General features: G+C 48.6%; 24 protein-coding genes. 17 read left to right on the top strand and 7 right to left on the bottom strand.

Annotated elements, in window-relative coordinates:
- Positions 1-43: 43 nt before the first annotated feature.
- A complete protein-coding gene (locus PKOR_RS05760; protein ID WP_046309657.1) occupies positions 44-952 on the bottom strand; it encodes a DUF72 domain-containing protein in 909 nt (302 codons plus the stop codon).
- Positions 953-1256: 304 nt separating this feature from the next.
- Between PKOR_RS05760 and PKOR_RS24025 the strand changes: the two genes are divergently transcribed.
- The 11 genes from PKOR_RS24025 (at position 1257) to PKOR_RS05700 (ending at position 14978) form a co-directional block, all read left to right on the top strand.
- Positions 1257-1784 carry a septal ring lytic transglycosylase RlpA family protein gene (locus PKOR_RS24025; RefSeq protein ID WP_071843117.1) on the top strand — a complete coding sequence of 176 codons (528 nt, stop codon included), beginning with the start codon at positions 1257-1259 and terminating at the stop codon, positions 1782-1784.
- Between the two features lie 221 nt (positions 1785-2005).
- Positions 2006-3652 (top strand): TldD/PmbA family protein, encoded by a 1647-nt coding sequence (locus PKOR_RS05750; protein WP_046309655.1) that lies wholly within the window; start codon positions 2006-2008, stop codon positions 3650-3652.
- 31 nt (positions 3653-3683) lie between these two features.
- The gene (locus PKOR_RS05745; protein WP_046309653.1) at positions 3684-5000 is read left to right on the top strand and encodes a TldD/PmbA family protein; all 1317 of its coding nucleotides are present in this window, start codon (positions 3684-3686) and stop codon (positions 4998-5000) included.
- Between the two features lie 97 nt (positions 5001-5097).
- Entirely contained in the window at positions 5098-5715 is a 618-nt protein-coding gene (locus PKOR_RS05740; protein WP_046309652.1) for a DUF4159 domain-containing protein, read from the top strand.
- A 230-nt stretch (positions 5716-5945) separates the two neighbouring features.
- Positions 5946-6941: an AAA family ATPase gene (locus PKOR_RS05735; protein ID WP_046309651.1), complete on the top strand. Its 996-nt coding sequence runs from the start codon at positions 5946-5948 to the stop codon at positions 6939-6941.
- Between the two features lie 82 nt (positions 6942-7023).
- Complete coding sequence (locus PKOR_RS05730) at positions 7024-7563, top strand: hypothetical protein (RefSeq protein ID WP_046309650.1); 540 nt, start codon at positions 7024-7026, stop codon at positions 7561-7563.
- A gap of 54 nt (positions 7564-7617) precedes the next feature.
- Positions 7618-8511, top strand: coding sequence for a DUF58 domain-containing protein (locus PKOR_RS05725; protein ID WP_046309649.1), 894 nt, complete (start codon positions 7618-7620; stop codon positions 8509-8511).
- Positions 8512-8573: 62 nt separating this feature from the next.
- Entirely contained in the window at positions 8574-10073 is a 1500-nt protein-coding gene (locus PKOR_RS05720; protein ID WP_071843116.1) for a BatA domain-containing protein, read from the top strand.
- Positions 10001-12244: a DUF4175 family protein gene (locus PKOR_RS05715; protein ID WP_158453746.1), complete on the top strand. Its 2244-nt coding sequence runs from the start codon at positions 10001-10003 to the stop codon at positions 12242-12244. The genes PKOR_RS05720 and PKOR_RS05715 overlap by 73 nt, the downstream gene beginning before the upstream one ends.
- Before the next feature lie 478 nt (positions 12245-12722).
- On the top strand, positions 12723-13175 hold the full coding sequence (locus PKOR_RS05705) for a DUF1905 domain-containing protein (protein ID WP_235337262.1): 453 nt from the start codon (positions 12723-12725) through the stop codon (positions 13173-13175).
- Between the two features lie 12 nt (positions 13176-13187).
- Positions 13188-14978: a hypothetical protein gene (locus PKOR_RS05700; RefSeq protein ID WP_046309641.1), complete on the top strand. Its 1791-nt coding sequence runs from the start codon at positions 13188-13190 to the stop codon at positions 14976-14978.
- Positions 14979-15026: 48 nt separating this feature from the next.
- On the opposite strand, the gene PKOR_RS05695 is transcribed toward PKOR_RS05700, so the two are convergent.
- The gene (locus tag PKOR_RS05695) at positions 15027-16106 is read right to left on the bottom strand and encodes a site-2 protease family protein (RefSeq protein ID WP_046309639.1); all 1080 of its coding nucleotides are present in this window, start codon (positions 16104-16106) and stop codon (positions 15027-15029) included.
- Positions 16107-16194: 88 nt separating this feature from the next.
- Positions 16195-16344 (bottom strand): hypothetical protein, encoded by a 150-nt coding sequence (locus PKOR_RS25000; protein WP_158453745.1) that lies wholly within the window; start codon positions 16342-16344, stop codon positions 16195-16197.
- A gap of 240 nt (positions 16345-16584) precedes the next feature.
- On the opposite strand from PKOR_RS25000, the gene arfB reads away from it, so the two are divergent.
- Both arfB and PKOR_RS05685 read left to right on the top strand, forming a co-directional pair.
- Positions 16585-16998 (top strand): alternative ribosome rescue aminoacyl-tRNA hydrolase ArfB, encoded by a 414-nt coding sequence (gene arfB, locus PKOR_RS05690; RefSeq protein WP_046309638.1) that lies wholly within the window; start codon positions 16585-16587, stop codon positions 16996-16998.
- Between the two features lie 87 nt (positions 16999-17085).
- Positions 17086-17658, top strand: coding sequence for a hypothetical protein (locus tag PKOR_RS05685; protein WP_046309637.1), 573 nt, complete (start codon positions 17086-17088; stop codon positions 17656-17658).
- A 95-nt stretch (positions 17659-17753) separates the two neighbouring features.
- Here the strand turns inward: PKOR_RS05685 and PKOR_RS05680 are convergent, their stop codons facing one another.
- From PKOR_RS05680 to PKOR_RS24990, 3 genes are read right to left on the bottom strand one after another with little or no spacing between them, the layout of a single operon-like run.
- A complete protein-coding gene (locus tag PKOR_RS05680) occupies positions 17754-17933 on the bottom strand; it encodes a hypothetical protein (RefSeq protein WP_046309636.1) in 180 nt (59 codons plus the stop codon).
- Positions 17934-17981: 48 nt separating this feature from the next.
- Entirely contained in the window at positions 17982-18146 is a 165-nt protein-coding gene (locus PKOR_RS24995; protein ID WP_158453744.1) for a hypothetical protein, read from the bottom strand.
- Positions 18147-18199: 53 nt separating this feature from the next.
- The gene (locus PKOR_RS24990; RefSeq protein WP_158453743.1) at positions 18200-18364 is read right to left on the bottom strand and encodes a hypothetical protein; all 165 of its coding nucleotides are present in this window, start codon (positions 18362-18364) and stop codon (positions 18200-18202) included.
- A 312-nt stretch (positions 18365-18676) separates the two neighbouring features.
- Between PKOR_RS24990 and PKOR_RS05675 the strand changes: the two genes are divergently transcribed.
- Positions 18677-19567, top strand: a complete 891-nt coding sequence (locus PKOR_RS05675) for a sterol desaturase family protein (protein ID WP_148561637.1) — start codon at positions 18677-18679, stop codon at positions 19565-19567.
- A 105-nt stretch (positions 19568-19672) separates the two neighbouring features.
- Positions 19673-20488: a cyanophycinase gene (locus tag PKOR_RS05670; RefSeq protein ID WP_046309635.1), complete on the top strand. Its 816-nt coding sequence runs from the start codon at positions 19673-19675 to the stop codon at positions 20486-20488.
- Positions 20489-20630: 142 nt separating this feature from the next.
- On the opposite strand, the gene PKOR_RS05665 is transcribed toward PKOR_RS05670, so the two are convergent.
- Entirely contained in the window at positions 20631-21524 is an 894-nt protein-coding gene (locus tag PKOR_RS05665) for an NAD(P)/FAD-dependent oxidoreductase (RefSeq protein WP_046309633.1), read from the bottom strand.
- Between the two features lie 368 nt (positions 21525-21892).
- On the opposite strand from PKOR_RS05665, the gene PKOR_RS05660 reads away from it, so the two are divergent.
- Positions 21893-23122 (top strand): OmpP1/FadL family transporter, encoded by a 1230-nt coding sequence (locus tag PKOR_RS05660; protein WP_052738733.1) that lies wholly within the window; start codon positions 21893-21895, stop codon positions 23120-23122.
- A 12-nt stretch (positions 23123-23134) separates the two neighbouring features.
- Complete coding sequence (locus PKOR_RS05655; protein WP_046309630.1) at positions 23135-24577, top strand: SGNH/GDSL hydrolase family protein; 1443 nt, start codon at positions 23135-23137, stop codon at positions 24575-24577.
- Positions 24578-24581: the final 4 nt, after the last annotated feature.

Here is a 24581-nt window from a genome sequence, read left to right as displayed (position 1 = left end):
ACAGTTTTAAGTAGGCAAATGTGTATAACCTCCTGCCTTTTTTTCAGAACAGTTCCCCCTGCACGGGTTGTACATACTTCTTCGGCAGTTTTAAGTCAAAGCCGCATACTTTGTTTAGGCGCTCTACCAGGTAAATCTCCAGTTCCGGGGCAAGCGTATTATCAGGTTCATGTACAAAGAAGTATAGCTGGCGCAGTCCATTGCTGAACCACTCCTGCAGGCGCTCTACCCAGGCATCAATGCGGGTATAATCTGTTGGGTGGAGACCATTGCCCACAAAACGGATCATAGCCGATGGGGTAGTAAGGCGCATGTGCAGCACATCGCGGCGGCCAGCCACATCTGTTAGTACAGTGCCTGCTTTATATTTCTCCAGCACCTCAAACAGCTCCATGCTGGCTATGTTGTCCACGAACCAGTCTGGGTGGCGCAGCTCAATGGTTAGAGGTACACTCTCAGGTACAAACTGCAGGAATGCTTCCAGGTCAGGTAGCTGATTGGGTGCAAAGGATGGCGGCAGTTGCAGAAATGCTTCGCCCAGCTTGTCCTCAAGCCCTGCAATAGCCGAGCAGAAGGCGGCGGTTACATCTTGCGTACTGCGTAAAGCTGCTTCATGGCTGATTAGCTGCGGGAACTTGGGGCAGAACTTAAAGCCACGTGGCACCATGTTTCGCCAGCGGTCAATCGTGTCGGGACTTGGAATGTGATAATGCGTGCTGTTAAGCTCAATAGTGTTAAACTGCTTGCCATACCACAGCAACGACTCCTTCTCCGGGATGCCAGCAGGGTAGTACTTGCCCACCCACGCTTTGTTTACCCACACAGGTAGGCCCACGTATACCTGCGGCTTTAAATAAGAGCCAGACTGCTGTAGCAGCGGCAGTGTATCAGGATGGTTTGGGGGCAGCGTAAAATCTACGCGGCTAATGTCCGCCAGCTTTCCGAAGTCCATAGTCTATTGCTTTGTTTTGCTATACGTTTGTAGTCTGGCAAAGGCAAAATCAGAAGGAAATTGCACCAAAATCGGTTTGTCAAGAAAAATTTTTTCATTATTTTTTATAGTCTATTTTCTATACCTCAGATGCATGAAAATATTGCCATACGTGCTTTAAACAGTGATTTCTTCATAATCTGACTTAGGCTAAATTTACACATCTTACCCATATCCCCCTACGTTCTGTAGGCAATAATGCCTTAAAAGGCCGCGTTTAGAAACAAATTCCGTAATTTTGCGGCTTCACCAACTATTAAGTGATATGATACATAATAGAAAGTGCTTTATTTTTACATTAGTCATTTTTCTATTTGTCGGCATCGGCCAACCAATTTTTGCACAAAACAGCACGAGCCAAGCCAAAGCCCAAAAGGGTGAGGCATCATGGTACGGCAGCCGTTACCACGGCAGAAAAACCAGCAGCGGAGAGCGTTACAACAAGTACGAAATGACCGCAGCGCACAAAACACTTCCTTTCGGAACAAAGGTAAAAGTGACCAACCTCGACAACAATGAATGGGTTATCGTTCGCATCAACGACAGAGGTCCTTTTGTAGGCGACCGCATCATTGATGTATCAGAGGCTGCAGCCCGCGAACTCGACTTTCATGACGAGGGTATTGGCAATGTGAAAATCGAAGTATTAGAGTCTAGAGCCGATCTTGCGTCGGCGGTAGGCTTCTCTTTCGAAGTGCCTTCTTTTGCTGACAATAAGCTTGCTTCAGGTATTGACACAGGAGTATTGCTTAGCAGCAACAAAGGTATGGCCACTTCGGGAGCCTTCAACTAATTTATTAGAAAACGCTATTTCTGTATAAAGCGCAGAGTCTGCAAAGGCTCTGCGCTTTTGTTGTTTATGCCCTTTAAATTGGTAGAAAAGCGGGCCTTCTTTATCTATAAAAAGCTAGCTTTTAGCTTAAGTGGTAGGCGCATACTTTGAGAAGAAAAATAGAATCACTATACTTAGATACCAAAACTAAACTCACAGAACTTATCTAACTTTTCTACACCTTGAAACGACGAAATTTTCTAGAACTATCGGCGCTAGGCTTTGGAGGCTTAATGATGCCTTCAATTCCTGTGTTCGGCGACATTATCTCTCCGGAGAAAGCGCTGGAGCAGGTTGATGTGGCCTTGAAAAAGCGCCTGGCCGATGTGGCTCTAAACTCCGCTAAATCCAAAGGGGCATCTTATGCTGATGTGCGTGTTGGCCGTTACCTGCAGCAGTACATCTTTACCCGCGAAAAGCAGGTGCAGAATATTGTAAACGCCGAGTCTTACGGTGTGGGTGTGCGTGTGTTGGCAAACGGCACTTGGGGCTTTGCTGCTACTTCCGATGTAACTGATAAAGGTGTGCAGAAAGCCGCAGAGCAGGCAGTAGCCATCGCTAAGGCTAACTCTAAACTGCAGAAAGAACCTGTAAAGCTGGCTCCTGTAAAAGGCTATGGTGAAGTTAGCTGGAGAACTCCAATTGAAAAGAATACTTTTGAGGTGCCAGTAGGCGAGAAGGCTGATCTACTGTTAGCAGCCAACGCCGCTGCCATGGATAACGGCGCTAACTTCGTAAACTCTGCCCTGTTTCAGGTTAACGAGCAGAAATACTTTGCCTCTACCGATGGCTCTTACATAGATCAGGATATTCACCGCATCTGGCCAAACTTTACGGTTACGGCTGTAGATAAAGCCTCTGGTAAGTTCAAAACGCGTGAGGCGCTGAGTGCCCCTATGGGCATGGGTTGGGAATACATGATCCCGAAAGCATCAGAAAAGATCAAAGGACCTGAAGGTACAGGCTTGACTGGCTACCGCTACGCCTACGACATACTAGAGGATGCCGCTCTGGCTGCTAAGCAGGCTAAAGAGAAGTTAACTGCCAAGTCGGTGATGGCTGGTAAGTATGACCTGGTGCTTGATCCGAACCACCTTGGCCTGACCATCCACGAGTCTGTTGGCCACCCGCTGGAGCTGGACCGTGTGCTGGGTTACGAGGCTAACTATGCCGGTACCTCCTTCGCTACGCTGGATAAGTGGAAATCGAAGAACTTTAAGTATGGTTCGGATAAGGTGAACATCTTTGCTGATAAAACCCAGAAGGGTTCTCTTGGCTATGTTGGCTGGGATGATGAAGGTGTGAAGACGAAGCAGTGGGATTTAATCAAAAACGGTGTGCTGGTCAATTACCAGGCTATCCGCGATCAGGCGCATATCATTAACGAACCTGAGTCTCATGGTTGCTGCTACGCCGATAGCTGGAGTTCAGTACAGTTCCAGCGTATGCCAAACGTTTCATTGGCACCAGGTAAGGTGAAGAAGAACGTGGATCAACTGATCTCCGGAGTAGATAAAGGCATTTACATCGCTGGCCGTGGCTCCTACTCTATCGACCAGCAGCGCTATAACTTCCAGTTTGGTGGTACTACCTTCTACGAGATCAAAGGAGGTAAAATTGTTGGTCCATTGGAGGATGTGGCTTACCAGAGCAACACCCAGGAATTCTGGAACTCATGCGCTGATATGTGCGACGAGAGCGATTACCGCCTGTTCGGCTCATTCTTCGATGGCAAGGGCCAGCCGAGCCAGATAAGCGCGGTATCGCATGGCTCTGCCCATACCCGTTTTAATGGTGTGAACGTGATCAACACGGCCAGAAAAATCTAATCCTTCACCTTCTAATTGAGCATTAAGTAAAATGGCTATATTAAGTAAAGAAGAAGCTCAGGCTATACTAAAGAAGGCGCTGGGTTTTTCGAAAGCCGATGAGTGTGAGATTACACTTAACGGCAACACAGGCGGCAACATCCGCTATGCCAGAAACGAAGTATCCACGAGCGGTGCGGAAGAAAACGTGTCACTGGCGGTGGAGTCCCGGTTTGGCAAACGCTCAGGAGTAGCTACCATCAACGAGTTCGACGATAAGTCCCTGGAAAAAGTAATTCGCCGCTCAGAGGAGATCGCGCGCCTGGCACCTGAAAGCCCGGAGTATGTGGAGCTGCTAGGGCCGCAGGAATATATCACCACAAAGGCTCATTTCGACTCTACGGCTAAGATTGACCCAGCCTTTAGAGCCGATGCAGCAGCTAAAAGTATAAAAGCGGCTACTGATAAGGGCTTGACGGCTGCAGGTTTCCTGGAGCACTACACGAATTTCACAGCTAAGATGAATAACAAAGGCTTGTTTGCCTATCATCCATCTACCTATGTAGACTTTTCGGTAACAATGCGTACCGAAGATGGCACCGGTTCAGGTTATGTAACGCAGGACTTTTCAGACGTAAGCAAGCTGGATACAGGCAAAGCATCTGAAATTGCCGCCCAGAAAGCTGCTACTTCACGCAACGCCAAAGCACTGGAGCCAGGCAAGTATACCGTTATCTTAGAACCAGCCGCTTCTATCGACTTGTTGCAGAACATGTTTTACAATATGGACCAGCGCAACGCTGAAGAGGGCCGTAGCTTCTTGAGCAAACCAGGTGGCAAGTCTAAAGTAGGAGAGAAACTGGTAGACGAGCGCATTACGGTATATTCTGATCCCGCGCACCCGGAGGTGCCAGAGGCACCGTTTGCAGGCGATGGGCGTCCGCAGAAGAAAGTAACATGGATTGATAAGGGCGTGGTGAAGAACCTGTACAACACCCGCTATTGGGCTTCTAACAAAGGTGCTGTGTCTGTTCCGCCGCCAAGTAACATTATCATGGAAGGTGGCAACCAGTCTCTGGAGGATATGATTAAGAGCACCAAGCGTGGTATACTTGTTACCCGCCTATGGTATATCCGCTCCGTAGACCCACAAACGTTGCTCTACACTGGCCTTACACGCGACGGTACGTTCTACATCGAGAATGGTAAGATTCAGTACCCGGTGAAGAACTTCCGCTTCAACGAAAGTCCTGTGATCATGCTCAACAACCTGGAGGCCCTGGGTAAACCGCAGCGAATTAACGGCAGTCTTATCCCGCCAATGAAGATCCGTGACTTTACGTTCACGAGTCTTTCAGATGCGGTATAATCGCAACTGATTTATACTTCCGATGCCGTATACAGCTTGCTGTGTGCGGCATCTGTTTTACTGAAAAGCTCTTAACTCTACACTCTTAACTACCCAAGTGCAACCCTTCACCTTTGTGCGTCTGCAATACCGCTCCGGCAACTGGGATACCGACCCGCGTATGCCAAGTAATTTGCTGCACTCGCTTATCCAGTACACTACAGTGCCGGTAAACGAGCAGGAGAAGGTGATTTCTTTGGAGAGCTCAGAGCTATTTAATTATCCTTTCAGCTACATGAGCGGGCATAAACTGGTGCAGTTTAACCAGAAGGAGCGGCAGAATTTCGAGACTTACGTGCGCAACGGCGGCTTTGTGTTTGTAGACGACTGCAATCACGACATCGACGGGCTTTTCGCCAAGTCGTTTGAAGAGCAGATGCGGCAGATTTTCGGGGCAAGCGCCCTGAAGAAGATTCCGAACAACCACAAGCTCTACCGTAGCTTCTTCACCTTCGATGAGGGGCCTCCTACGACATCATTTGAGCTAAACGGCTGGGGTGATGACCTGGTGCACGACTACCTGAAGGCAATAGAAGTAAACGGGCGCATAGCAGTACTCTATAGCAACAAAGACTACGGCTGCGAGTGGGACTACGACTTCCGAAACAAACGCTGGCTAGCCGAGGATAACACCAAATTCGGCGTCAACATTATTATGTATGCGCTAACGAGTTAATGAATAATAGCCAAATTCTTTACACCTACAGGGTATAGGTTTGAACAGTGTGCACCAACTACGATTTTTTGTTTGAGCGTTCGGCGAGTTTGGAGCATCTCGATTCTTTTGCTTTCTTTTCTTATCAAGGAGAAAAGGAAGGCCCAGCTGGCGAGGTGGAAAACTGATAAGAGTCAAAAGCTGAATTAAAAGTATAGACTTAACTACAACGAAGTACAAGTCAATTGTAAATGACTGAACAAGACATAAAACACCTGCTGGCAAAATTGCCACAGCTAAAGCAGGAGATACAAAAAGTAATTGTAGGCCAGGAGGAGGTACTAGACGAGGTGCTGATCACCTTGCTGGCCGGCGGGCATGGTTTGCTGGAAGGCGTGCCAGGGTTGGCGAAGACGCTGCTCGTGCGCACGCTCAGCAGTGCCATGGACTTGGGTTTCCGACGTATCCAGTTTACCCCAGACCTGATGCCGACAGATATATTGGGTACAGAGGTGCTGGAGGAAGACCACGTTACCGGCAAGCGCTTTTTCAAGTTTAACGAAGGGCCAATCTTCTCCAACATCGTTTTGGCCGACGAGGTAAACCGTACGCCGCCCAAAACGCAGGCTGCCCTGCTGGAGGCGATGCAGGAGTATGAGGTAACTTATGCGGGCAAGACCTATCCGCTGCCACAGCCTTTCTTCCTACTGGCTACTCAAAACCCGATAGAGCAGGCTGGAACGTACCCATTGCCCGAGGCACAGCTCGACCGCTTTCTGCTCTACATCAAAATAAAGTACCCGACTGAGCAGGAAGAACTGAATATACTAGCCAATACCACTGGCACCAGAAAGGCGCAGGTGCAGCCAAGTATAAGCGGACAGGAGGTGCTTCAGCTACGGCAACTGGTGCGGGAAGTAAGCATTAGCGACGAGTTGCTGTCCTTTGTGAACCAGGTTGTTCGCGCCACTCGCCCCGACAGCACCACTGTAGAGTTTGTGAAAAACTACTGCCGCTGGGGAGCAGGCCCACGTGCCGGACAGGCGCTTATACTTACTGCCAAGGCCAGAGCTCTACTACATGGGCGTTTTGCTGTTACTTCGGAGGATATTAGAACAATGGCCTACCCGGTGCTGCGCCACCGCGTGCTGGTTAACTTTACGGCCGAAGCGGAGCGTATCACCCCAGAGCGTGTAGTAGATGAGCTGCTGCAAAGTATAAAGCTGCCGAAGGCGGTGCTGGTGTAAGGACACTACATGCCAGGATAAGTTCTCCCCTCAAGGAGGGGTTTCCTGGTAGAACAAAAATTTTACACAAAAGCAGAAACAGATGGAAGAGATAGAGAATGTAAAACTGACGGAGGCAGGTACACAACTCCTGAAGAAGATAGTGGGGGAAAGAATCTGTTACTTCTTTACTGACAGCATAAAAATACATGCTGTTGGTGAGCAGGTGCTATACTGGGCGTCGGAGTTTGCGCTTGGCCTCAAAACCAACCGTGGCGACTTGTCCTTCATAAATATTAGCGCCGATTATAAACTAACGTCCGGTTCGTCTACCACCTATTATGAGTATGCGATAGAAGAAAGCAAAACGCCGCTTCGCAAAGAGAAACTGCTGCAGTCGGGGCAATACTCGGAGATAAAGGTGCTGTCGTCGCAGGTGCTGATGATTGAAGTGTACCAGGACTGGAACCAGGAGTTCGACGAGACCATACATTACGATGCTGCCATCGTGCTCTACACCGACACCCAAAAGTACATGCTAAAGGTGCGAGAAGAGCTAGTTGGTGGTGTGGATGTTATATTGGATGAAGCGACTATTGAGGCTGAGTTACTTGATCTGAAGCTAAGGCAGAGTTTAGTGTAGGTGGTGATTAATTATACTTTTATAGAGCAATATAATATCTGAAAAACGAATACTTTGACCACTCATAAATTCATCGACCCGAAGGTGTTGGCTACTATAAAGGACCTGCCGCTGTTGGCTAAAACAGTGGTGGAAGGCTTTTTGGCGGGGCAGAACCAGAGTCTGCGGCGTGGGGCGGGGCTGGAGTTCAGCCAGTACCGCAGCTACCAGCCTGGAGACGACCTACGGCAGCTGGACTGGAAGATGTTTGCCCGCTCCGATCGCTACTACATCCGGGAGGCTGAGGTAGACACTAACATTACAGTGCGGTTTATACTGGATGGCAGCGCCTCAATGGCGCATGAGGATGAGAACGGCCTGAGCAAAATGGATTATGCGCGGTTTTTGGTAGCCTCGCTGGCTTACTTAGCAACTACCCAGGGAGATGCCGTGGGGCTGTACGTGCTGCACGAGAATCAGCTTATTAACCTAACGCCGCGCTCCGACAACATGCACCTGCAGCGTTTCTGGCATCAGTTAACGGAAGTAAAACCGCAAGGCAAGTTCCCGGATGCTCAAACTGCCGCCAACCTGTTGGCCGACCGAAAACAGAAAGAGCTGACGGTGTTCCTGACCGACCTTTACGAACAGGAGGAAGAAATAACGGAGCTATTGTACAAGCTGGGCGCACAGCGCCATGAGCTGTTGCTTTTTCATTTGGTAGCGCGCAACGAGCTGAACTTCTCCTACAGCGGTACCCTCACCTTCGAGGATTTAGAGACAGGGCAGACACTGCAGGTAAGCACTGCTGAACAGCGCAAAGTATACTTACAACGGTTGCAGGAGTGGCTAGAAAATACGGAACGTGATATGCGCAACCGCCAGATCGCCTACGACCGCTTTGTAACGGATGAACCTCTGGACAAAGCCCTGCGCACCTTCCTGCAAAAACGGCTGCTATACGGATAATTATGCATGAGTGAATATCTGATTAACTCTTAAACTATTTAAATCTCTAACCTTCAAACTTCTTGATTCTCCTCTCTCCATATTGGCTTTTTGCAGCGTCGGCTATACTAATACCGATTGCCATTCACCTGTGGAACAAACGGCAGGGGAAGACGGTGAGGGTAGGCAGCCTGCGCTGGCTGGAAGCATCGGCGAGCAGCCGCTGGAGTAGCATAAAGCTGAACAACTTCTGGCTGCTGGTGCTGCGCTGCCTGATACTTATATTGCTGGCAGTGGCGCTAGCGCAGCCGGTATGGGTGCATCAGCCGCAAGCACAGAAGGGGCAGAAAGCAGTTCTGGTAAGTGAGGAGCTGCTGTATACTTCCGCTTTAGAACCTATTGAACCTGTTATTGATTCGCTGTTGCAGCATGGTTATACGTTGTGCACATATACTTCTGATCTTAAAAATATAGCTCAAGAGAAGTGGCGGCAGATCAAGAACCGCAGTACCGACAGTACACTTAACATCACTCAAAACCATTGGGCATTGCTGCCCTTGCTCACCAGCAAGTATAAAAATCTGCAGGATAGTGTCTGGCTTTTCACCTCCGATCAAAGCCGCTACTTTGCAGGCACGCGTCCCGAGGCCATACCCGAAAACATTCGCTGGATACCTGTTGCCACAGAAGTTACTTCTTATTGGCTGCAAACCGCTGTGCACACCTCGCCCGACGGCCTCCTGCTTGTAGTTGGCCAAAGCACCCGCGAAGCTATCACCTACAGCAAGCATCGTATTCTGATTACAACGCGAAGTATAAAGCTGCCTAATGGCCAGGAGCTACAGCTACAGCGGCAGAACGATTCGTTGCAGGCAAGCTATAGCGGCGGCATCAGCCAAGTACAGGTGCAGCAAGAGCCATTACAGGTAGCTATACTTGCTAATGAGGCGCAGCAGGCCGAGGTAAAATACCTGCAGGCGGCAGTACAGGCAATTAGCAGTTACACAGGCTTTCCTATTACATTAAACCCAGACACTGCTACCGCTGATTTTGCTTTCTGGCTGAGGCAGGAGGAGCTACCCCAAAGTATGAGTCAACGTGTGCGGCAGGGGCTACAGGTGTGGGTACAGCAAGCCTCAAAGCCATCCGCACAAAAAACAAGTATGGCCTTGAGTGGAGCTGAGCATGTGCAGGTACGGCAGGTAAGCTTAAGTGGTAGCGATGCAGGTGCAGGTTTATGGCAGACCAATGCTGGCGAAACACTTCTGCAGGTACAGCAGCTTGGTAAAGGCAAGATCTATACTTTCCGAAGCGGCTTTAGCCCTGCCTGGAGCGGCCTTGGCCAAAGTGCACAGCTGCCGGAGTTACTGCTGCCTATACTGTTTCCTAAGCAAAAAACGACCGCTAAACATGATGTGCGGGCGCTGGACGAGCAGCAATTAATACCCACTAAACGAGTAGCAGTGGCAGCCGCGGCAGTACCAGAGGCGCAGCAAGAGCCACTCTTAAAATGGCTGATATTAGCAGCGGCATTATTGTTTATTGTAGAAAGATGGATTGCCGGCAGGCGCAGCAAAGTATAAGTATGGCAGTTGAGCAAAGTATACATATCCTCCAGCGCATCCGCAGCCGTTACGTGCAGGCGAAGCTGTGGCTGTATGCCTTACATGCTTTGGCCGCTGGGGCGATAGGCATAGCCATCCTGTACCGCTGGCAGTTTGAGGTGCCTTTTTTGGCAGGCGTGGCAGTGGCTATACTTACCGGAGCAATTTTATACTTTGGGTTACGCTGGAAGCGCATCAACAGCACAAACCTACAGCAGGTAACTCGCCACCTGAACCGCCAGTACCCTCAGCTGGAGGACAGTACCGAACTCTTGCTACAGGAGCCACAGAACCTGCTGCAGCGGCTACAGCAGCAAAAAATAGCAACCATACTACAGGAGCTTCACCCGGAGAAGGTCTATACTCTACCTAAGACCGCTACCTATACTGCGCTAGGGCTGGCGCTGGTGCTTTCTGTCGGTATTTTATACTTGCCGGCTGCTCCCCTGCAGGCGTATGAGAGCCCTGAAAACGTCAGCATTGATTTCCCAGATGCACCACCTGTCGCAGCCGATACTGTGGCCCAGATTAAAAGTATAGATATTACCATTACGCCGCCTCGTTATACAGGTAAGCAAGCTTATAAAGCTGACAAACCAAATCTGCGTGTAGAAGAAGGAGCAACTATCACTTGGAACATCCGCACTAGCAAGCCTGCACAGTTACAGCTGGAGCTGAGTGAGCAGCAACCGCAGGCTTTCAAAAAGGTGCAGGGGCGTTATACTTTCTCGCGTAGTTTCACAGAGCCTGGCCTCTATACAATTAACCTGAACGGGCAGAAGTCAGCTTTTTATACTTTAGAAATCATCCCCGATGAGGCGCCTGCCATTCAGATCAGCAAACCGAAAGAATATACAGAGATCAGGTTAGGCGAACAGCAACGGGTAACACTGGAGGCACAACTTACAGACGACTACGGCATCCGAGAGGCAAACATGATAGCTACAGTGGCAAAAGGCACGGGCGAAGCGGTAAAGTTTCGGGAAGAAAAAATCAAGCTGAACCTGAGCGGTAACAACCGCAACTACAGCATCAGACAGGCACTGGACTTGCAAAAGCTAGGCATGAGCTTTGGCGATGAACTGTACTTCTACCTGCAGGCCTGGGATAAGCACCGCGGCTACACTCGCTCCGAAACATATTTCGTGCAAATAGAGGACACTACCATTGTAGAGGCAGATTTTGACATGACGGCCGGCGTGAATCCGGTACCAGAATATTTCCGCAGCCAGCGCCAGATCATCATCGACACCGAAAAACTGATAAAAGAGCAGAAAAGCATCAGCCGAGTAGAGTTTGAGGAGCGTTCCAACAACATCGGGGTGGACCAGAAGTTGCTGCGCCTGCGCTACGGTAAGTTTCTGGGGGAGGAGTTTGAAAGCGGTATCGGTCCGGGAGGTGGCATACCGGAGGGAGCCGAAGGACATGAGGAGGCAGAACATTTCGAAGGTGATGGCCACGACCATCCGGAGTTTAAAGACCAGAACAATGCCGAAGCTTTGATGGACCCATACATGCATAAGCACGACCAGGAAGGTGAGGCCACTATTTTTGAGCCTGCCGTTAAAGCTAAGTTAAAAGGAGCTTTAGCCCAGATGTGGGAAGCAGAGCTTCGGCTGCGCACGCACAAACCTAAAGAGGCGCTTCCGTTTGAGTATAAGGCCCTGCGGATGCTGAAAGATGTGCAGCAGTCGCAGCGGGCTTATGTGGCCAAAACAGGTTTTGAAGCGCCACCTCTTAAAGAACCAGAGCTCCGCCTGAAGGGAGAGCTGAACAAGATAACGCCGTTGAGCGAGCGTAACGAAATAGAGCAGAAGCAGGAGCTTCCGCACATACGCGCCGCCTTAAGTTGGCTTGCAGAGTATAAGCAGACCGGAAAGTATAAACCAGTAGATGCACGGGTACTGGAGCAGGCAGGACAGGAGCTGGCGGAGCAGGCGCTTGCTAAATCAGGAAAAAATCTGCGGACTTTACAGGAGCTGCGACAGTTGATTTCTGAGATGCAAGCAGGCGAAAAGCTCTGCTCCTCCTGCTTGCTGGCAGCGGAGCAGGCGTTTGTAGAGCTGCTGCCACCGGCAAAGCAGTCGCCGCAGCCGCAGCAGGTGGTAAGAAGTAAACTAGCGCAGGAGTATATGGAGCGGCTGAAATGAGTTAGAAAGTTGAGAAGTTAGAAGGTTAAAGAGTTTAAAAGTCATAGAGCTTCCCTTCCCTTAAAAACAGGGCAGGGAGCTTGTCTCAGCTCCGTCAGCCTTGGCTATCAGCACCTGATCCCAGTCCTTGGGTTGAGCGCAGGAGGTGTATTATGAAACAAGCTGATTGTGAGGCCGTGGATGAGCTTAGGCTAGAAAGTGTAGCTTGCCTCCAATTGCAAAGAACTGTAGCGAAGCATGATTTACGCGGGTCTTGTGACCCACAGCAGGGAAAGTTCTGGACAAGGATGCCCGGAACAGCGAGGAAGTGGAAAACGGCACGGGCTGCAAGCCTGCGCCAGCTAGGAATTTGCGCCAAGCAAGTAGTATTGAAAGTACAGAAACTCAAGGCGCAAGCAGTAACTATTAACAACAGTAGAAACAAAAAAGCTTGATTCAATTCCAAACTCATATCGGCCTGCTAAAACACCTCCCCGGCATGCACTACCTGGAAGTGCCGCAGGAAGTAGTTCAGGCTTTGGGTACTCTCAACATCCGCCTGATTTGTACAGTTAACTGCAAACTCTCGTTCCAGTGTGGCTTAATGGCACTTGGTGAGGGCAAGGCTTATGTCAGCATCAGCAAAAAGCGCATGCAGCAGTTGGGTGTGAGGTTAGGGGATGAAATAGCTGTAACTTTAGAGAAAGACGATAGCCAGTACGGCACAGAGGTTCCAGCCGAAATGGAGGAACTGCTACTGCAGGATGAGGAAGGTAGCAGGCGATTTCTGTTGCTGAAACCCGGTATGCAACGCTACATGCTCAACCACGTGTCTGCTGTGAAGAACCCGCAGCTGCGTGTAGACCGTGCCATTACTTTAATAGAAAACCTGAAAAAGCTGCCGGAGGGTAAGGAGAATTTCCGAGCCATGCTGGGCCTTCCGCCGCGCTAACAAAACAATAAGATGCAATACTCTTGGCTTATAGCAATACCTCTTGTTCTGCTGCTTGCGTGGCTGGCGTGGCGCCGGCCTAACAGCCAACGGCTGGTGTGGCGAACAGTGGCTAGTGCCGTGGCAGCTGTAAGTTTGGTGCTACTTATCTTCCCGCCTACCTTACAGCAGGCGATCAGCCCCGGTACAGCCATACTTTTAACAGAGGGGTATCACGCTGATACCTTGAAAGCTGTACTACAGAAGCTGGAAGCAGAGTCGCAAGTTTATACTTACAAAAGCACGGCTACAGTCAAAGAAGCTACAGCTATCAGCTCGTTGACCAGGTTGCCGCCAAACCTGCAAACATTACACGTGCTAGGTTACGGACTGGAAGAGGAGGAGCTTGAGCAATTACAGCACCTGCAACTGCAGCCTCACCTTAGCCCTGCTCCGACTGGTGTGCAAGCGGTTAGCTGGCCGCAACATGTAAAGCTCGGAGGGGCTGTGGAAGTGGCTGGCAAGTATACTTTAGGTGCAGAAAGTGTAAAATTATATTTGTATGCTGCTGGCAAAGCGCGCGATTCTATAGAAGTGATAGCAGACAGTACTCACAGCTTCTGTTTGCGCTACTATCCTAAGCAGCAGGGGCGCTACACTTATACGTTGCTTCAGAAGCAAGGCGAGCAGACGGATACCCTTGGTCAGGTGCCGGTACAGGTGGAGCCGCCGCAACAACTTGGCGTGTTGCTATTAGCCTCCTCCCCTAACTTTGAATTCAAGTTCCTGAAAAATCATCTGGCGCAGCTGCAACATCGGGTAGCATTGCATACCACCATCAGCAAAGACCTTAGCCAGAGCGAGTGGCTTAACATGCCGAAGCTGGAGCTCGGCCGCATTACCCCTAAACTACTGCAAAACTTTGATGTGGTGGTTACCGAACCCGAGGCGCTGGAGGGCATGAACACGACGGAAAGGGCTACCTTGCAAAAAGCTGTGACAGAAGGAGGCTTAGGTATACTTACTATTGCGGCGGCTCCGGTTAACACGCGTAACACTGCCTTTTTTACTGGTTTTCAGAGTAAACGCCTGTCGCAGCAGGACAGCCGCAATACCCGTGCTTCCTGGGGAGAAGAGACGGCAGGTGCAAATGCCACGCCTTATTCTTTGGTGAGCACCTCTGCAGTACGGCCTCTGGTAAGAGAGCAAGAGGATAATGTATTAGCGGGAGCTAAAAAAGCCGGTTGGGGAAAAGTGGCCCTAAGCCTGGTGCCGCAGACTTTCCCGTGGCAGTTGGAGGGGAAAGAAGAGGTGTATTCCAGCTACTGGAGCCATGTGTTGTCGGAGGTAGCACGGGAGCAAGTACAAGAGCGGTTCTGGCAAGTAGAGCGACCACAGGTGCCACAGCCATACAAGCCTGTTTTACTTACTTTAACAGATTATACCTCGCGTGGGGCTGGGGTTACTGTACCCGCAGCCACTGTTATAAGTATAGCTGATTCTACAAGTATAAATTTGCCCCTGGCGCAACAGGTGCATCAGCCAGAGAAGTATAGCGGCACCTTCTGGCCCACCCGCAGTGGCTGGTATAAAGTACAAACGGCTGATGTGTCGCCATACTTCTTCTTTGTGCAAGATACCTCCGCCTGGAGGTTTGAAAGTATAGCCAGCAAACGAGCAGCCACACAAGCCTTTGCTGCGCAGCAAAGTATAAACGCTGCTGGTACCTCCATTGCTTATAAAGATGAACAGGTGCTGTTGATATGGTTCTTTGTCCTCTTTACCCTAAGCAGCGCATTTCTTTGGCTTGAGGAGAAGTTTTAGTGTGCTCGGTCGTTATGAGTGTCAGATTCGTTTTACCGATCAGCAACACTAGTGCGTCAACGCTGACTTGATCATGATAAATTCGTTGATGTTGTCGGTGTTAATTACGCCAGCCAGGCGGCCGTTTTCGAGCACCGGGTACAGGGGAGCACGGCTTTTCTGTAGTTCGGTATAGGCTTCGGACAACCTGTCGTGCACGTTAAAAGTTTTTACTTCCACCGTCATGATCTGGGCCACAGGTATTTGCATTTGCTCGTTTTTAACAGCCTGTATGAGTTGAGAGCGGGTGAGCGTGCCTACTACCTGGCCTTCTTCTTCCACAATAAACTCATGCTCGGCTCCCATCAGCAGCTTGTCTAATGCATCGCGGACGGTGTCGGTGGGGGCAAGTGTTACGAAGTTGGTCATCATGCCTTCGCGCACAGTGTGGCCACGCAGAAAATCCAGGTGTTGCACAACAATATTCTCTGAGTAAGCCCCAAAGTATACAAAAGCCCCGATCAGGATCAGGAAGGGATTATAGAAAAAGCCAATAAAGACAAAAAAGATAGCCAGCAGCTGGCCCAAATTTGCTGCAATCTGCGTGGCCCTTACACGACCCAGCTTAAAGGCCAGCAGTGCCCGCAGCACGCGTCCTCCATCCATCGGGAAGGCAGGTATGGCATTAAACAGCACCAACACCACATTAACGAAGAGCAGCATGTAGAGGAAATTAGCCGGTGTGATGTGCATAAAGAAGTCCTCTGCCGGCATATTTTGGAGCGAGGGCAGTATCAGCCAAAGTAAAAGAGCGATCACCACATTTACGGCAGGCCCTGCAAGGGCAACCATTAACTCTTGTTTGGGCTTTTCAGGCATTTTCTCCAGGCTGGCCACACCGCCAATGGGCAGCAGCGTAATCATCTTAGTGTTTATACCGTAGCGCTTTGCTGTTAGCGCGTGCCCCAGCTCATGCAATACCACGCAGAAGAACACAGCAAGTATGAACCCTATTGCCAGCAGAGTTGTGTTTAAGTCGCTGCCGCGCTGGGCTTCAGTAAAGGCTACCCATCCTAACAGGAGCACAAACGTCCAGTGCACGAGTATTCTGATACCTGCTACTCTACCTAAACTAAGCGACCACTTCATTTGTGATGTATTTTGATGTTCAGTGAGTTAACGCATCGTTTGGGATGAATGTTTAGAGCCTGAAAACAGCCGAGTCCGATTGCTCCTGTTAAAGGCAGTGGCCTGTCTCCATTACCCGGTAGGGGACCTTAGGAAATCTGAATGTTTTGTAATGCTCCGGGCCAATGGAGTAATCGTACTTGCAGGTAAACACTGGCACCTGCAGAAAACGTGCTCCTTCATTTGCGTAACTTTCCAAGGAGTTGTTAACGTTCAGCGTACTGGTTACACACTGTCGGAGGTGGTAAAGAAGAACTGTTTTTGCTATGCCTGAGCAAGTTCAGGTAGCAGGCTGCCAAGGACAAGCAGCAGTAAAAGAAATGTTTTTTTCATACTCTTAAAGTTTAAGTAGCTTTAGCCGCAATCGCATTAGGCTCCTGAGGAGGCTACTTTCAGCTGCTGATCTATACTATTGTAAGGATAAGTTGGAGAATAAGAAATGACAAAATTAGAGGATAGAGGCTTTGAGCGGGAGCTGCAGTTTCAGGCATCGCGGAGTGGTGGAGCCGGTGGACAGAACGTGAACAAAGTAAACACGAAGGTAGAGCTGCGCTTTCATGTGCAACAGTCGGAGTTGCTAACAGAAGAAGAGAAGGCACTGGTGCAGGAGAAGTTTGCCAACCGCATCAACAGCGAAGGATACTTACAGGTAGTATGCCAGACGGAGCGTAGCCAACTGCAGAACAAGGAACTATGTGTGCAGCGCTTTTATGAGTTGCTGCGGCAGGCATTTACCAAACAGAAAAAACGCAAAGCCACTAAACCAACTCACGGCAGCGTACGACGCCGGTTAGAAAGTAAGAAAAAGCAAGCCGAGAAAAAGTCTAACCGAAACTTCCGCGGCGGTTTTTAAGCTAAAAAGAAACACACCATGGCTGTACTGCTGTCTTAGGTAAGATATTTGCAGCGGCAGCAAAACATACATTCACCCTTAATTATAATGAAGAAATTACTCCTGTTGTTGGCATTTTTTGGCGGACTGAGTATAACTGCCGAAGCGCAGAAGTATAGAACAGCGGCTGGCGTACGCCTGGAGAGCGACCGCTTTGGCGTAAGTGTGCAGCAGAAGCTGCACGAGAAGGGCACCTTAGAAGGCATTGTGCAGGTAGGCTCCCGTGAGTACAGTGGCACCGTGCTGTATGAATGGCACCGGCCTATTTTGGGCAAGCGCTTTAACTACTACCTGGGTGCTGGTGGCCACGTTGGCAACTTAAAGGACAGCGGCGTATTTACAGGTGTTGATGGCATTTTGGGTATTGAGTATAAAGTTAATGGCCTGCCCTTCCTGCTCTCTGCTGATATCAAACCCGCCGTGCACATCAACCACGACGATTGGGTGCACCTTTCCTCTGGCGTTTCTATACGCTATGTTATTGTAAAAGAGAAAAAGGAGAAGAAGCAGTGGTGGCCGTTTGGCAAAAAAGCTGAAGATAACGGTAAAAAGAAGAAGAACAGTAACAAGAACAACGAGCAACCCGGCATCCTGGACATCTTCAAAAAGAAAGACAATTAGTAGCTTCCTGTGTTACTCTTAATCTCGAACAGTATGTAGTTCGCAAAGCTGCTGTAACTTCTCATGCCTGATACAAGGCAGGTTGTTACAGTGCCTCAGCCTACTATTTGGGTATAGGCTGAGGCTATAACTGGTGTTGTAGCTGTAGCTAGCCACTGTTGGCGTGCTGCTACCAGAGAAGGAGTCTCAAACTTCGGTTTGGCTTCCTGTAAAAAGTCTTTACAGGCAATGTAGAGGCTCACAAGTATGGCGAAAATCAATGCTGCAGTTTTCATGCTATACTTCTGTTTTTGTTGTTGATGAATGAGTTTAACCGACTGAGATTAAGCTTTCGGAGCAACAACCTCTACTACAGGAAGCAGGTTTGGATGAGACTTGTACTCATTTAGCTCTAGGCGTGCACTTACTTCTTTGATATCGCTAGCTGATTTTTTAATAGTGGCGCCTACGGCTAAAAAGATTGCGAGAATTAGGATTACGATTTTCATGGTTTTATTTTGTTTTAGTGGTTAGTGGATACTTGGCTTCATTTAGGTCAGTATTAAGCAGCTGGTGCTACAATCTCGACCTCTGGCAACAGGTTAGGATAGCCTCTGTACTCGTTCAGCTCATGGCGTTTTTTTACCTCGCTTAGGTCAGTAGCTGATTTTTTGATAGAGGCTCCCATGCCAGTCATTATTGCGAAGATTAGGATCACGATTTTCATAGTTCTTAGTATTTAGTTGGTTTCAGATTTCTTTTCGTTTCTGTATTAATAGATAGCAGCTTTATGCGAATGGTTGCTTGGCGCTGCTATAATTTTTTTTTATTTCTGATTGGGATATTACACTTTACGTGCCAAACTGCATAATGTGTTGTTTATCAATATATTACGTGTATTTTTAGCTAAATCGTCCCAAATAAACTGTCCGGTGACGAACACTTTAATGTTCGACACCGGACAGTTTATTTATTGAGTCACAGCAGCATCTTGGAGGCGAGTAAAAAATTTTTGCTCGTGGCCATAGGCAACTAAAGTTTGGTAACACTGGTAGCTATCAGGATGAAGGTGTTTTTCCCTAAGTTCGATAAGGTTGGTGTGCCTTTATTAGGTGTTGCAGCAGCTGCGCTATTAATACTGGAGGCGAAGCGACAGTTGCGGCGGCGCACTCGACCTAAAGTAGAGCGGCTGCTTGAGAACGGAAGCTTGGCAGCTACTGCCCTGCCTGCCCTGCGCCTGCTCTTATTGCCAGCACTTTACGGAACTGCCCGCTGGTCTGTCCGGAACCACTTTGGCTTGTTGCCCAGGCTGACTTTACCTCGTTGGGCGCAACACATGTTTGGATTTGTACTGCTGGATTATGGCAACTACCTATGGCATATGCTAATGCATAAGTCAAGCATTCTTTGGCGCTTCCACAATGTGCACCACATCGACTTAGACTTAGATGTTTCTACGGCATGGCGTTTTCATGTGGGGGAGAACTTTGCCTCTGTGCCTTTTAGGGGCGGAGTAGTGGCTTTGTTAGGAGTACCTGCGCCACTGGTGCTTTTTTATGAAGTTATTTTTGAAGGTTGTACCGCCTTCCATCATAGTAACCTGCGGCTGCCTTACAAACTGGAGAAGCAGCTATGTAAGCTTATCGTAACACCACGTATGCACGGCATTCACCATTCCATTGTACAGCGGGAGACAAACAGCAACTACTCTGTTATCTTCTCGTGGTGGGACCGCCTGCACCAGACCCTGCGCCTGAATGTGCCGCAGCAGGAGATTACCATTGGCGTACCAGCTTACCAAGATCCCTCAGAGCAAACACTTTCATACCTTCTCAGGCTACCTTTTCAAAAGCAACGGGCATGGCAACTGCCGGATGGCACTGTGCCTGAGCGGGAAGAGCTTCTGCCTCAGAACATACTAATTCCTTAATGCTCAAAGTATATTTAGACAGCACTGGCATAAGCCAGGCGGTGTGTGCACCAACCTGTTGCTGTTTTAGCAGTATAAGTTAAAAATCTAAGTGTAGATGTGCTTATGGAATCAGTAAAAGGAAAATTGATAGCTCTAGGAGGTGGTGACGATGATGGCCTAATTAAGCTTATCAAGTCAGAGGTGTGCAGCCTAGCATCCCGGATAGAGGTTATAGCCACAGCTACGCCTGAGCCCTTGGATGCCGTAGACTCTGCTAATGCCTACAAGGATGCCTTTAAAGAGTTAGGATGTTCCAACGTGCACTTTATGCGCATAGATGAGGAGCACGAAACAGATACTCCAGACAATATCGCACGCATCCGCGAGGCAGATGTGGTTTTCTTTACAGGAGGAGACCAGGTGCGGCTAGCGAGCTTTCTGAATGGTACGGAACTGCTCCGCATTATGCGACAGCGTTACCGTACTGAGAATATCATTATATCTGGCACCAGCGCTGGGGCTGCCATCATGTCTGATAGTATGATTTACGATGGCTATGGCCACTACTCGCTTATCAAAGGCGAAATGAAAACCACCAAAGGCTGTTCTTTTATAAAGAACGTGTACATTGATACTCACTTTGCAGAGCGTGGTCGCTTTGGTCGCTTGGCGCATGCTGTAGCCCACGACCCGCAATATGTAGGTATCGGCTTAAGCGAGGAAACAGGCATCATCATTAAAGAGGGTGATCAGGTAGAGGTGTTTGGTACAGGAGTGGTTACAATCATCGATGCCAGTGATGTAAAGTTCTCGAATGTGCGTGAGGTTAATGAAAACGAACCAATCGCAGTGGAGAACCTGAAAATGCACTTGCTGGTGCACGGTTACCGCTACTGTTTAAGAGAACACTTATTCCAGGCTATTCCGCAAGAAGCCTGAGGAGAAGCTATGATAGATAATAAAACCGCCAACCGCTAAACTAAATAAGCTAGAGTATAAAAAATGATCCAACCTATCCTGTTTATTAACAGAGAGCGGTTGGATCATTTCTCTTAGAACTAAGCAGAGAAATTGAGATCTTCTACTTTCTATCTTCCTCCTGTAGCTCCATATTGATGGCTACGCCAGCTTTTGCGCCTTCGGCAGCAGCCACTATCACCATTTGCATATCACGTGCAGCGTCGCCGGCCACAAAAAGTCCAGGTATGTTAGAGTGCTGCAGCTTTTTTGTTTTGATCACTCCTTTGCTTGTAAACTCACAGCCTAACTGCTCACCTAAATCAGACTGCTGTAGAGTGCCCAACGAGAAGAACATCGCCTGTTGTAGTTTCTTTTCGCCACTGCTTAGCACGATGTGCTGTAGCATGCCTTCCTCCCCCTCCAGTCGCACAATCTTCTCCTTCTGTACTTTTACCCCGTTCCGGTTCAGAAGCTCCATGTCTTCCCGGCGAAGGCTGTCGGTTCCGTCGGTGTAGAGGGTAACATCGTCGCTCCAGTTTTTCATGGCCAATGCCTGGCCAATGCCTTTGCGCTCGGGCCCATACACAGCTATGGCCTTATCACGGCTTTCCCAACCATCGCAGTATGGGCAGTGGTGTATACTTTTACCGTACATTTCCTCCACACCCTCCAGCTCTGGCAAATTATCTTTCAAGCCAGTAGCCAATAATAGTTTTCGCGAACGATATACTTTCCCGTTCTCGTCGTTCACCACAAACTCGCCTTTAGTATAGGTGGCAGTTTTTACAACTACGCTTACTAATTCCACCCCGTACTTTTCCAGTTCCGCTCTACCTCTTTCTATGAATTCACGTGGGTTCATGCCGTCGCTAGACAAGAAACCGTTCATTTTTATGGCCCAACGGTTGCGTGGTTTACCGCTATCCAACACTACTACCTTGCGGCGCGAACGCCCCAACAACATGGCTGCATTTAAGCCGGCCGGCCCTCCTCCTATAATTATAACATCGTACATGTTGTTCTTTTTCTGTTCCAGAAGCTTTTTAACGGAAGGCGAAAAAATAAGATAGAGCTAGAGGAAGGATAATATTATACTTTACCGCGACATAAAATTCTAAGTTGTTTCGAATCATGTTGTATTACAGGTATTTATGTTTTTAGGTGATATGGGGTAAAAGTGTGTCGGTAGAAAATTTACCTGTGGCAAAGGTGGGCATTGGGTATAAACGGAAATCCTATTATGTCTGGTGAGCCTTAGTATATAATTTAACTATATTTATTTTTCGACTCGTTTTGAAAATTATTTGAAAAATTATTGCCGGCCGCTGTATTAAGCATATATTTGTTTAAGCAATTATTATCCTAATTAACTAATTAGACCTTATGAAAAGCAGAATTTTAGCCTTACTCGGGAGCACCCTTCTCTCGGCGTCGGCCATGGCCGGAGGATACCAGGTAAACCTGGCCAGCCAGAGGCAGATAGGTATGGGCCATACCGGTACTGGTATCCAAACGGGTACTTCCAGCATCTTCTTTAACCCGGGTGCAATGAGCTACCTTCAGGAAAATGGTGTGACGATTGGGGCAAGTGGACTTATTTCTAAAATTGCTTATTCAGCTCCTGAGAGTAATGAGGTTACCGCTCGAACCGATAACCCTGTGGGTACGCCGTTCCAAGTTTACGCTGTGTACAAGATTAACGATAAGCTGGCAGCTGGACTAGGCGTGTATACCCCTTTTGGCAGTACTGCCAAGTGGGGCACTGAGTGGAGCGGCCGTTTTGGCTTAGAAGAGCTGTCGCTTTCTGCTATCTACTTCCAGCCTACCTTGAGCTACGCTATCACAGACAAGATTGGTATTGGCGCCGGCCTTACCTATGTTAAAGGAAAAGTGAATCTGCAACGTGGTATTCCAATTCAAGATGAGGCGGGCAATTATGGCCGTGCTGAGCTTGATGGCGACGGAACAAGTGTTGGATACAATGTGGGTATCTACCTTAAGCCATCCAATAAGCTATCTTTGGGCATTAACTATCGCTCGCAGGTAGACGTGGATGTGGAAGAAGGTGATGCCAGCTTTACCGTGGCTGCGTCGCTTAAATCACGCTTCCCGGATACAAAATTTTCGGCTTCGCTACCACTGCCTGCCACCCTGTCGCTTGGTATTGGTTTTATGCCGACAGAGGCCTTGACCATTGCTGTAGATGTTAACCGCGTGGAGTGGAGTGCTTACAAGAGCCTGCGCTTTGATTATCAGGATGCAGTGAACGGCAGCAACTTCACGGAGAATGCTCGCAACTATGAAGATGCCTACATCTACCGTATCGGTGCAGAGTATAAAGCCACAGACGCTCTAGCTCTGCGTGCCGGTGCCTATTATGACAGTTCCCCTGTGCAGGACGGGTACCTGACGCCAGAGACACCAGACTCAGACGCACGTGGTTTGTCTGTAGGTTTAGGCTATAGAGTTTCTGATAACATCAAATTGGATGCGTCCTTTCTATACATCAACAAAAAAGAGCGTACCGATGCTTCTGACAAATCAGGAGGTATAGGCGGTACTTATAAGGCGGTAGCATACATACCTGGTCTTGCTTTAACTTATAATTTCTAGTTCTAGACGAATATGAAGAATTTAATCTATAAAACTGGTGTGCTGGCCTTTTTTGCCAGTGCGCTACTTACTAGCTGCGACCCTGAGATCGATACGCCATCATCAAGCTCAGGCACAGCAGACTTTAGTTCTTATGTTGCTGTTGGTAACTCTCTTAGTGCAGGATATGCCGATAATGGTTTAACACGTCCGGGGCAAGAGGCATCTCTCCCAGCCATTCTGGCTCGCCAGTTCGAGAAAGCTGGTGGGGGAGAATTTGAACAGCCGCTCTTCTCTGAGGAGCAGGCTAACGGCTCTGGCTACTTAAGACTAGCCGGTTTCACACCGCAGGGGCAGCCAATAACACAAAGAGTTAAAACAGGTTTGGCGGTGCGTGGGCAGAATGAGAAAGGTGACACTCTTTACACTAAATACACTGAGAACATCAACAACCTGGCAATCCCAGGTATCAAGGCGGCTGATATCAAAACAGTAGGTTATGGTAGTACGCAAGGCAACCCCTACTTTGAGCGTCTAACTAATAACCCTAGCCAAACTTACCTCCAGTATGTGCAGGAGCAAGCGCAGGCAGCTAACCATACGTTCTTCAGTGTATGGATAGCCGAGAACGATGTACTTGGTTACGCTACTTCTGGTGGTGCTTTCGAAAGCGATAACAGGTATAAAATTACTCCAGTTGCTGACTTCGATGCTAAATTTACTGAGTTACTAAATGTGTTAACAGCGGATAGTCAGAAAGGCGTGCTGATGACTGTGCCAGATGTTACCTCTGTCCCTTTCTTCACAACACTTGGCGCTTCTGTTAAGCAGCTACTGGAAGCAAACAGCATTCCGGGCATGGTAGCACTTACAGGATCAGGCAGAGACCGCATTCCGTTTACGGCTGCTCAAATTGGTGCTGCAGAAAATGGCATTTACTTCCCGCTTACAGCTTCCTCTTATGCCACTTTGGTTGGCCAACCAACAGGTAAGTACTGGAGAGACTTAGCAAAACAGCTAAGCCCAAGCCAAGACCCACTTGTGGTAAGACTTACATTAGCAGGTGTTTTGGCTAATTATGCTATTGATACTACTGCTCTGTTTGGCTTGTCAGCCGGTAATCCGCTGCCAAGTGCTTTAGTGCTAGACCCAACAGAGCAGGCTAAAATAAAAGCTGCCACAGACGGTTATAATCAAATTATCAAGGCGCAGGCTACTGCCCGTGATCTGGCTCTGTTTGATGCTAACGCTTATTTTAAATCTATAAAAGCAGGCTTTGCCGCTAATAATGTGGCCTATTCTCCTGCCTTTATTAGTGGTAACCTGTTTTCGTTGGATGGTATCCATCCAACCCCTAGAGGTTATGCAGTTGTGGCAAATGAGGTAATCGATGTTATTAACGCCAAATATAATGCTAACGTGCCGAAGGCAGATATTACTCAATATAATACAGTACTATTCCCAGGGGGTCAGTAAACTG

The sequence above is a fragment of the Pontibacter korlensis genome (assembly GCF_000973725.1).
GTDB lineage: Bacteria > Bacteroidota > Bacteroidia > Cytophagales > Hymenobacteraceae > Pontibacter > Pontibacter korlensis.
This window is presented reverse-complemented; position numbering and strand designations above follow the sequence as displayed.